The organism is Couchioplanes caeruleus, from assembly GCF_003751945.1.
Taxonomy (GTDB): domain Bacteria; phylum Actinomycetota; class Actinomycetes; order Mycobacteriales; family Micromonosporaceae; genus Actinoplanes; species Actinoplanes caeruleus.
Window position 1 is genome coordinate 7090520 of record NZ_RJKL01000001.1, and the last position, 10440, is coordinate 7100959.

The 10440-nt window shown below is 65.7% G+C and carries 4 protein-coding genes; 2 read left to right on the forward strand and 2 right to left on the reverse strand.

Features of this window, described 5'->3' with window-relative positions; translation table 11 throughout:
* Positions 1 to 931: 931 nt before the first annotated feature.
* Both EDD30_RS31955 and EDD30_RS38505 read left to right on the forward strand, forming a co-directional pair.
* Positions 932 to 7141, forward strand: coding sequence for an RHS repeat-associated core domain-containing protein (locus tag EDD30_RS31955; RefSeq protein WP_143162722.1), 6210 nt, complete (start codon positions 932 to 934; stop codon positions 7139 to 7141).
* A 123-nt stretch (positions 7142 to 7264) separates the two neighbouring features.
* Positions 7265 to 7990, forward strand: a complete 726-nt coding sequence (locus EDD30_RS38505) for a hypothetical protein (RefSeq protein WP_143162721.1) — start codon at positions 7265 to 7267, stop codon at positions 7988 to 7990.
* A gap of 428 nt (positions 7991 to 8418) precedes the next feature.
* Here the strand turns inward: EDD30_RS38505 and EDD30_RS31960 are convergent, their stop codons facing one another.
* Both EDD30_RS31960 and EDD30_RS31965 read right to left on the reverse strand, forming a co-directional pair.
* Positions 8419 to 10035, reverse strand: a complete 1617-nt coding sequence (locus tag EDD30_RS31960) for a tyrosine-type recombinase/integrase (protein ID WP_071806118.1) — start codon at positions 10033 to 10035, stop codon at positions 8419 to 8421.
* Positions 10036 to 10056: 21 nt separating this feature from the next.
* Positions 10057 to 10386: a MerR family transcriptional regulator gene (locus tag EDD30_RS31965; protein WP_071806117.1), complete on the reverse strand. Its 330-nt coding sequence runs from the start codon at positions 10384 to 10386 to the stop codon at positions 10057 to 10059.
* Positions 10387 to 10440: the final 54 nt, after the last annotated feature.

Genomic DNA, 10440 nt, shown 5'->3' on the forward strand with positions numbered 1-10440 from the left:
ACGACTGCCAGCAGCAATCTCAGAGTGACGCAGGTATGGGACGTGTCAGCCTCAGCACTGTGACGGCGCCACGCTGAGTAGGCGGCCGGCGGAACCGGCCGCACACGTCCGCGAACGCGAACGGATCCCGACGCAGCCGCCGCGTCGAATACGCGTCGGCGGGTGACGTCCCTCTGGATCAGCACCGCTTCCTGCCCAGGTCAGGCAGGTTGTGCGGTTGCGGAGGGCGCCGGTCTTGAAAACCGGTAGGGAGGAAGGGTGTCCCTGCCGAGTGCCGACTCAACGACGATGCTAGGCGTGGGCGGGTTGGCGTATAGCCACGGCTCGTGCGGCGGGTTCGGGGATCGGTGCCTGGCCACGCGTTGCGGGAGCTGATCGAGCCGTTGCTGCCACCGTGGCCGGACAAGGCACCGGGGCCGCGGCCGGACCCGGAACCAATTGTGCCTGCAGGGCATCCTGTTTGTGCTGCATCGGGATCAGCGACTCCTCTGACCCAAAGCGCTACCACTTGGCCGACCGCGACGCCGCGACTCTCGGGTTTGTTGAAAGCAGGCGGGTCGTAAGGCAGCGGATGCGCGCTTCGTTGAGTTTGCCAAGGGCTTGAACGAAGCGCCGCAGCCCTCCGTAAGTCAAAGAGAGCCACGCGGCCCCGCCAGTGGCAGCAGGTCACCGGCGCTGTGAACGCAATCCGCTCAAGGGTGAGTTCCCTGGCCAGCTAGTTGATGCGATGACCTCGGCCACTAAGGTTTTTCCTTCCCGTCTTTAAGTACCGTTCCTGCTGCCTCAGAAGACGCCTCGTGTCACGAGGGGACACAAATCGCCCACCTGCAGGGCTTCGGACGTTTGTCAAGAGCGTTCTTCGGGTGGGGTCCCTGTGGCTTAGGTTCTCTCGGTCTTCGCTGTGAGTCCTGGGGAGGGACGGATCTTGTCTGTGTTCCGAAAGCGCGCGAATGCCGCGACGGCGCTGTGGCGTGATACGCCGGCGCCGTGGTCGAGGCGGTTGGCGTTGGCCTTACCGGTGACGCTGATCGCGTCGGTGGCCGCCGCGCCGACTCCGCAGGCCTTCGCCGCGGCGAAGGCGGCGCCAGCCGTGCAGTGCCCGCCCTCGCGCCCCGACGAATCCGCCGCGCTGATCACCGCGCGGATGTGCAACGGCCGAGTACAGATCGAAGGCGCGACCTCCGAGACGGTGGAGGCATTCGCCCTACCGTCCGGCCAGGTGGAGCAAATCGTCAGCGCCGCGCCAGTCCGCGTCAAGCAGCCGGACGGCAAATGGGCGCCCGTGGACCTGACGCTCGCCAAGAACGCCGACGGCACAGTCTCGCCCAAGGCGCAGACCTCAAAGCTGGTGCTGTCGGGTGCCGAGAGCAAAGAAGGGTCGCATCCGCTCGCGGAGGTTGGCACCGGCGCTCGCCGTGTCGCGATGTCGTGGTCGGGCAAGCTGCCCGATCCCACGCTCGACGGAGACCGCGCCACCTACCCCGAGGCGCTGCCCGGAGTGGACCTGGTCGTCCAGGCCACCCGCACCGGCGCGGAAACGTTCTTCGTGGTCAAGTCTCGGGCCGCCGCCGCGCGGGTGGCGAAGCTGACGCTGCCGGTGACCGGTGCCGCCGTGTCGTCGTACCGTCAGGACGCCGCCGGTAATATGGTCCTGCTGGACAAGGCCGACAAGCCGCTGGCCACCGTCCCGGCGCCGGAGATGTGGGACGCCCGCACGGAGCCCACCACCGGCAAGCCGGCCAAGATTCGCAAGATCGCCACGAAGTTGGCCAAGCGTGCGGCCAAGGCGGCCAAGCCGAAGAAGGCCGAGGACGGCGCCGGCGCGCAGATCACCCTCACCCCGGATCAGGGCTTCCTGAACGACCCGGCCACGCAGTATCCGGTGACGATCGATCCGATCCTCGACCCGGTGTCCACCACCTTCGACACCTACGTCAAGCAGAACGACACCGTCGACCGTGGTGGCGCGAACGACCTGCAGTTCGGCAACCTGAGCGGCAACGTGACCCGATCGTTCGTGCACTGGGACACCACCCTGCTACGCGGCAAGCTCATCACCCAGGCGCGCGCCTACTTCTGGAATTGGTGGTCGCCCTCGTGCACCCCGGCCAGCTGGGAGATCTGGTCCACCGACCCGGCCGACTCGGACACCCGCTGGACCAACCAGCCAGCGTGGAAGACCAAGGAAGCCACCTCCACGCTCACCAAGGGCTTCAACACCACCTGCAACGACGCCTGGGTCGACATCGACGCCAAGACGTTCTTCCAGCGCGCCGCCGACGCGGGCGGGTCCCGCGGGTACATGGGCATCCGCGCCACCAGCGAAACCGACGGCAACGCGTTCAAGCAGTTCCGCTCGCGGAACGCCGCCGACAACAGCCAGGTTCCGTACGCCGTCGTGTCGTACAACACGATTGCGACCGTCGGCACCCGTTCGACCACCCCGGCCTCGGCGTGTGCCACCGGCACCGGACGGCCCTACATCAACTCGCTGACCCCGACGTTGAAGGCCGTCGTCTCGGATGCCGAGACCAGCCCGGTGAAGGCCAACTTCGAGTGGTACGCCGCCGGCGGCGCCAAGATCGGCGGCGCCACCACCGCCACGGCCGCCTCCGGTTCCACCCTATCGGCGGCCGTCCCTGCGGGCGCATTCACGAACAATTCTTCGTACTCGTGGCGGGTGCAGGGCAGCGACGGCATCGGCAACAGTGCCTGGTCGACGTCCTGCGAATTCACCATCGACACCACCGTCCCGACCGCGACACCGACCGTGTCTTCCTCGACCTACCCGGCAGGTGGCTCCGGCGGCGGGCCTGGCACGGCAGGCACGTTCAGTTTCGGGGCTAACGGGACGACCGACGCTTCAGCGTTCCTGTACGGCCTGGACACCAACCCGCCGACCACCGCGGTCAACGCGACCACGCTAGGAGGCAGTGCCAGCGTCTCCATCACCCCTTCCACCGCTGGCGCGCACACCCTCTACGTGCGCTCGCGGGACCGCGCCGGGAACCTTTCCCCGGTCAAGTCCCATGCCTTCACGGTCAGCAACGTCATCGGCACCACGGCATCGCCCAAGACCGGCGACCTGTCTGCCGGCAAGGTGGTGCTCTCCAGCACCGGTGCATCGACCTCCACCGGGGCGACGTACCAGTGGCGACGTGCAGAAACCGACACCTGGACCAACATCCCGACCGCAGATGTCACTAAGACCGTCGGCGGCGCGGTCACCTGGCCTCTGGCCACTACCGGCAGCGGTAAGTTCCCCGATCTGAACTGGAACGTGGAGAACACCGTCAACACCGCCGAACCCGGGCCGGCTGCTCTGGACGGACCAATTCAGGTTCGGGCCTCCTTCGCCGGCGGATCCACGGGCAGTACCGCGCCCGTACGCTTTGCCCTGGACCGCGACCGGGCCGACGCTCCGAGCGCCGATATGGGTCCTGGATCGGTAAATTTGCTGACCGGCAACCTTCAGGTCGAGGCCGTTGATGCGCAGGCGGCGGGCGGGCTCAGTGTGGGTCGGACCTTCAACAGCCGCCAGCCTGGCGGTGTTGACCCGCTCTTCGGTCCGGGATGGGTGTCGAGCGCGACGGTCTCAACCGCTGACACGTACCGAAATCTCGTCGTCACGGGCGGCCTGGCGCAGGTCGGAACACCCGACGGTGACAGCATCGACTTTACCAAGAAGGCGACCACCTCCACCGGGGCGACGTTCGACCCTGTTGTCGGTGAAGAAGCCCTGCGGCTGGAATACCTCAGCAGCAGTGACACCTACAAGCTGACCGCTTCCACCGGCGATATCACGACGTTCAGTCGCCGCACGACCGATCCTGCCGGCCTTTACACCCCCTCCTCGGCGGTTGCAGTCGGCACCGGCGACACCACTGCCGTGTCGTGGGAAAAGGCCAGCGTGGACGGTACCGACGTGGTGCGTCCGACCAGGGTCGTCGCTCCGGCTCCGACCGGAGTCAACTGCAAAGACAACCCTCTCACCACCCGCGGCTGCAAGGTGCTGACGTATGCCTATAGCACCGCGACAACCGCCACGGCATCTGCCCACGGCGACTACCTGGGTCGGATCAAGCAGATGTCATTCACCGCGTATAGCCCGGCGACGGGCGCCATGAACAGCGTGGTGCTGGCCCGCTACAGCTACGACAACACCGGTCGGCTGCGAGAGGCGTGGGATCCCCGCCTCGATTACAACGACCTTGACGGCCTAAGTCACCAGGCGACGGGATACGCGTACGACGCCGACGGGATTCTGTCCACGATCACACCACCTGGCCAGCAGCCCTGGCAGCTGTCGTACACCACTGTGCCGGGCGACGCAGGCAAGGGCAGGTTGAACAGCGTCAGCAGGTCGGCGCTGGCCGCAGGTACAGCAGTAACCAGTGTCGTCTATGGCGTCCCAGTGACGGGAGTAAACGCGCCGGCGGACTTGTCGGTGGCGCAGACGGAACGATGGGGTCAGACGATCGCTCCGGTGGACGCGACCGCCGTCTTCCCGCCAACACATGTGCCCGACGGCAACCAGTCCACCGGCCAATTGCCGTCGTCCTGGCGGCAGGCCTCGGTCACCTACCTGGACGGCAATGCCAGGGAGGTCAACACCCTCCAACCCGGTCCGCACATCACCAGCACGTGGTACGACATCTACGGCAATGTGATCCAGGAACTGACTGCCCGTAACCGCCAGCGCGCTCTGGACGCATCCCCGTCCGACAACGCTGCCGCGGAAGCCGCGCTCGCCACGGCGTTCTCCAGCACCACCAGGTACAGCAACGACGGGCAGCGGATCACAGACACTATCGGCCCGGAGCACGACGTCGTGCTCTCCAACTGGACAACCGTCCGAGGTCGATCACACACCGCTTTCAAATACGACGAAGGCGCGCCGAATTCCGGTGAGCGCTACGACCTCGTCACCACGGAGACCGCGTCGGTTCAATACTGGGCCAGCCCGGGAACCATCGCCGACGCCGACCCCAGAACTACGACGTATCAATACGACTGGAACCTACGCCGCGTCACGGCACAGACGGTGGACCCCCAAGGTCTGGCACTGACCACGCGCACGTCCTACGACGACGCAAGCGGCCTAGTCACGGCCACCACCACCCCAGCCGGCGACGGTACGACCGCAGCCACCCGCACGACGGTTCACTACCGCGCCGGCACCGGATCCGGATTTAGCCAATGTGATAACCGTCCGGAATGGTCGGGTCTGCCGTGCCGCACGGGCCCGGGGGCTCAGCCGGGAACCGATCCAGAACTACCCACCACAACGACCACGTACACAATGTACGAACAACCCGCCGTGATTTCCGAGAACAACAGTTCGACGACGCTGCGCACGACCCGTATCGAGTACGACGAGGCTGGACGGCCTACGGAGGTCAAGATCACGGCTCAAAGCTCGCTCGGTACGCCGGTCGAGACCCGGCGCAGCGTCTACGCGCCAGCAACCGGAGATCAAATCCGGACCGAAATGCTCGACCCCTCCGGCAGGGTGACGGCGAAGCTCGTGCGCACCTTTGACGAGGTCGGTCGGCAGACGTCGTACACCGACGCAGACGGCGCAACCTCCACCGTCACCTATGACATTGCATCCCGGCCCCACACGCTCAACGACGGCAAGGCCGTTAGGACGATGGGCTACGACGACAGCGCCCAGGGCAGCGGCATGCCGACTCAGCTTTCGGATAGCCAGGCTGGAACGTTCAGCGGCAGCTACAACGCTGACGGCGAGCTGGTCAGCGAAACCCGTCCGGATGGATTGACCATCAACAACCATTACAACGAAGAGGGTCGCCGAACGGGCGTCGAATATATGCGTGGAGCCACATCCATGTATTACGACTGGGTCGGCGTGCAGGCCCATGGCCAATGGAAGTGGACTTCTAGCACATTCTCGACCAGCGGCTTGGACTACGACGCCGCAGGACGTCTTGTCCACTCCAGCAACAGGGCGGGCTCGCCTGAATGCACCACCCGCAACTACGGCTTCGACCGGGCAAGCAACCGCGAGACCCTCAAGACGTATGGGGCGGCCCTGGACGGGGAGTGTCAGACAAATGATCCTGCGTCCAGCCGCACCTGGGCCCATGACACCGCAGATCGCTCGTCCAACTCCGGATACGCGTACGACAATCTCGGCCGCACGCTCACCCTTCCTGACGACGACACTGCCGCCGGCGACGGCGCGGGCGATGTCCAGATGGACTACTACGCCAATGACATGACGCGTGCAATCACCACCGGATCCGTTAGCACAACCTATACCTTGGATGTGAACGCCAAGCGGTTCCGGAATTACACGACACAGGTGGGCACCGTCTCCAGCGCCAAGACCAATCACTACAGCGACGACACGGACAACCCAACGTGGATCGCCGAGAACGGTTCGTACACCCGCATGGTGACGGGCCTGGGAGGCGTCGCGGCCGTGTACGACGGGGCGACTGGCAAGATGCACTGGAAGATCGCGAATCTGCACGGCGACTTTGTCGCCACGATCGTCGGCGGCGACACCGGCATCACGGCCAGCCACCTCGCTGACGAGTACGGCCGCGAGAGCAACGCCGGCGCCGGCGCCGGACGGTACGGCTGGCTCGGAACGTTCCAGCGGTCCGCCGACAACCCTGCAGGCCTGATCACCATGGGAGTGCGGACCTACAACCCCGTCACCGGAAGATTCCTATCTACGGATCCGATTTACGGAGGAAACGCCAACTCCTACGACTACTGCGCCGGCGACCCGATCAACTGCACGGACACGAGCGGCGCCGTCTCCTGCAAGAAGACGTACTCTAAGACGACCCGAAGCTGGCTCTTCAGGATCCCCATCAAGTGGGAATGGAAGATCACATGCAATTTCAGTAGCCAAGAGGTCAAGGATGTCGCGTCGGGCACCGAAGGCGGGGGGATGTGGTACGCCGTCTACCTCGCCTGGAAGAAGACCATTGGCAGAGCGGTTCTTGCGGCCATGGTCACGCAGTCCATTGGCTGGACACTAGAGTGGGCGTACGGCAGGTTCTGCAAGAAGCAACAGGGAGTTTGGATCAGGTACTACGCCTGGGCTGGCATCACCGGCTTCATCCCCTTTGGATATTGGCTCGACGGAATCGGCTGCCGGTAACCGAGGGATTTCGCCCGAAAGGTAGCTTGCTCGTAATTGCGTCCTGCCGCCGAATGCGGCGGCAGGACGCAACACCAAGGCGGCGCGCTCGACAGAAACTCGCGAACCTGAAGGAGGGACACCGTGGCCACCGACACACAGGCGAACCTTTTTATTCCGATGACGTTCGTCGGTACTCTTTCTGTTCCCGCTTTAGCCCTCACCGACGGTTCCGCGGAGCCAGAGTGGGTGGGTTTCCCAACCAGCTGCGGACTCTTGCACACCCGCCGACCGCCGCTGTCGTTGCCCTACGATGCGGCTACCGCACCCACTGCGCGACAGTTCGTTCGGTTCCGCCGGATGCGCCAGCTTCTTCTAGTTCCGGTCTTCACCCTCCTCATTATCGCCGGATTCGTCATCGGGCAACTCGAGGAGACAACAAACAACACATCTTCCAACACCATCCAGACCATTCTCTACCTGACCGCCGGCGCCCTCGGATGGTGGGTGGCACGCATGGAAAAGCGTACGTCTGTACGGCCCCGTCCAGAACCGATCGGCCGACTCGGCATCTACATCTCCGGGGTGCCGGCAGGAGTCGCACAGGAATGGGTTCACCGCAACAGTGCCGTGCAGATCGTATCCCAGCCGCCGCCATGGCGACGATTCTCGGCCCGAACTTACGCCTTGTTCTCAACCCTGACGGCAGTAGCAGGCGCTGGTTTGCTGATCCTGGTCACGACCGACCGCAATGAGGGAATCCACGTGATCGCCTTCATGGCAATACTGGCGTTGTTCGCAATGACAATCGCCGCGGCGCATAGGGCCTTGCCTTCGAGCTTCGGCCGCAGGGGAAGAAATCGCGGCTAGCTAGATAAAGAGATGTGCCACGAGGGCGATGATTCCCCGCACAGTTGCTGCTCGACGGAGGTGACGAACGTCAACTCCGAGAAGTTCAACGGTGTCCGCCCGCGGCCAACTTGTCAACACCCGTCCATGTAGATCAAGGCCGTGGAGGTGAAGCCCGGGCCGGGCGTGAGCGGCCGCGGCCTCCGGAGGTGGGCACCCCCAGATCTTGCCGGGACCCGGACTTCGCGGCACACCGGTTTCGCAGGATTGAGTAACGATCTGGGCCGGCAGCGAAATGGGGAGTGCCGCTCTGGGGACCATGTGGGGACCAAACGCTATGCATAGCAGTGCGCGGACCTGAACACTTGACGCGTGAGTGAACGGCGAATACCGCGCTTGACGTGTGGAAACGCCAACATCAACGGGCTGGGGGTCAAGGGGTCGCAGGTTCAAATCCTGTCAGCCCGACCATAAAACAGCAGGTCAGGGCCGGTATCGCGGATTCGCGGACCGGCCTTTTCTGTACCTGGAGCCTGCTGGGGAGAATTCTGGGAGACGATCTTCTCCCGGAGCAGGTGATCCAGGACCGCCACCGGCGACCCGGAGGCGAGCTGCCGCCGGACCGCCAGAGCGTTCTCCCACAGCTCGGTCAGACCGTCGAGCAGCCGCCGGATCATGTCCACCGTCGCATGCGCGTAGCGCGCCTGGACCGACCCGTCCGCGTGCCCCATCTGGGCGTCCATCACGGTCGACGGCGTGCCGAGCTCCACCATCAGGGTCTTGTACGTGTGCCGCAGGCCGTGCGGGGTCAGACCCGGCGCGATCGGTAGCCAGCACGCTTCCGCCCGGCTCGCCGCACTTCGGCCCCGGATCGGCACGCCGGGCCACGGATCCGCCGCGACCGGTACCGGTCGGGCCACCTTGGGTGCCTTCGCCGGATAGCGGCCCGTGGCAGCCGGCTGGAACAGCCAGGTGGCGAAGCCGTTGCGCCGATAGTGCCCGGCCGCCGTGCCGGTGGGCGCACCGCACACGAACCCGAGCTGCTCGATCGCCGCCGTCACTTTGTCGCGGGTCGCCTCCTGCACGACGCGCGGGCGGTTGAGCACATTGGACACCGTGCCCGTCGACACTCCGGCCACCTGGGCGACATCGGCGAGTTTCGGTCCCGGCCGCCGGGCCGCGCCGTTCGCCGTGCCGTACCCGCGGAAGGCGTACCGGTGGCCGTGACAGGCGCACGGGACCAGAGCGGTCTGAGCCACGTGTGTAGTGAGCAGCGACCCAAGCCATTCCGGCACATGCACTGTCCGGTAGGAGTCGTCCTTCGGCGGGCAACGGTGCAGTTCGCCGGTATCCAGCTCGTACAACTGCCACTCGACGCGCACCTCGCCCGGGCGGATGTACCGCGTCTCCAGGCCGACCAGTTCGCCCCAGCGCAGACCGGTGAAGCCGAGCGTCGTCACCGCCAGGAACTCGTCGTCGCGGCCCGACAGCAGCGCGGCCCGCTCGGCGAGCAGCAGGATGCCGAGTCCGGTGGTGACGGTCTTCTCCGGTGCGCGTTTCTGCGACCGGCCCGCGCGTTTGCCCCGGCCGCGTCGCCGGGCCGCCGGGTTCGATTCCCGCAGGCCCTCGTCGACCGCGTCGGCCAGGATCAGATGCAGCGTGGTGCGCCATAGCCGAAGACTCGCCTCCGCGTAGCCGAGCGCCCGTTCCCGCTTCTCCCACGCCATCACATCGGCGGGGGAGATGGCGGCCACGGCGAAGTCCTGGAACGCGGGGAGCAGATGGTCCTCGATCGTGCGCTGGTAGTTCTGCATCGTGGACCGGGCCAGCTCCTGTCGCGCGTACCAGTCATTGACGTACTCGGCGAACGTCATCCGTCCCGCCGCTCGGGGTGGCCGGCCTCCGTTGCGGACCTTGGCCTCCGCGTCGTTCGCCGCCTGCTCTGCGTCACGGCGGGTGCGGAACTTCATGGTCGCGCCGTTGGTGTCCACCACAGTGGCGTACCGGCCCGGCGCCAGCTTGTAGCGCCCCCGCCAATAGTCGCCGCGCTTCTCTGCATATCCCACGACCCCACTCCTCTCGTTCGACTATGCCGCTTCATCGGAGCGCGCGCTCCGTGCCCGGCGCGGTACCCGGGCCACCAGCCGCATCGCAGGCTCCGGGCTGGTCGTGCTGTCACCACGCCAGCTCCGTCCAGTAGGCGGTACCGTCCTGCCGACCTCGACCGGCTGTACCTCGAACTGGCGAACGATGGCGGCGACGTGGTCCGCGGTGAACAGATAGCTGCCACCCATCCAGCAGTGCGGGATGCGCCGATGCCGCGCCTGCTCCTTGACCCACCACGACGAACGACGCAACGCCTCCGCCACCTCAGCGGCGGTGTAAAGGCGTGGTAACCCGTTCGGCGTGCCGGTCATAGCTGCGGCTGTCTCCTCCGGTTTGGCGTCAAGCTGGGTTTGACGGTTGGCGGC